General features: G+C 61.5%; 1 protein-coding gene. It reads left to right on the top strand.

The window, feature by feature from the left end:
• Window positions 1–429, top strand: a 429-nt coding sequence (locus tag DWB68_RS15860) for a fatty acid desaturase (protein ID WP_199700488.1), incomplete at both ends; no start/stop codon positions are given.

The raw sequence follows: 429 nt of genomic DNA, 5'->3' as shown, positions 1-429 counted from the left end.
GTGGCACTCCAAGCATTCACGCCATCACGGCAACCCCAACCGTGTGGGCAAGGACCCTGACATTGAGCCAGACACGATCGTCTTTCTGGCCGAGGACGCGAACCGCTCCAAGGGCCTCATCCGGCGACTTGTCGCTCACCAAGGCTGGCTCTTCTTCCCTCTCCTCACGCTCGAGGGCCTTAACCTCCATCGCCACAGCATCTGGCATCTGATCAGCCAGCGCAAGGTCAAAGGTAGGTGGCTGGAGCTGGGCATGATCACCGCACGCTTCGGCTTCCTCCTGATCCCTCTCTTCACGTTGCTCCCCCTAGGGACGGCCTTCGCTTTCATGGGAGTGCAGCTCGCAGTCTTCGGCGTCTACATGGGCGCATCGTTCGCGCCCAACCACAAGGGCATGCCCGTGATCGCGGCCTCTGCCAAGCTCGACTT

Source organism: Galactobacter valiniphilus, assembly GCF_003575975.1.
GTDB classification, from domain to species: domain Bacteria; phylum Actinomycetota; class Actinomycetes; order Actinomycetales; family Micrococcaceae; genus Galactobacter; species Galactobacter valiniphilus.
The sequence above is the reverse complement of the archived record's forward strand: the minus strand, read 5'-3'. Positions and strand labels throughout refer to the sequence as shown.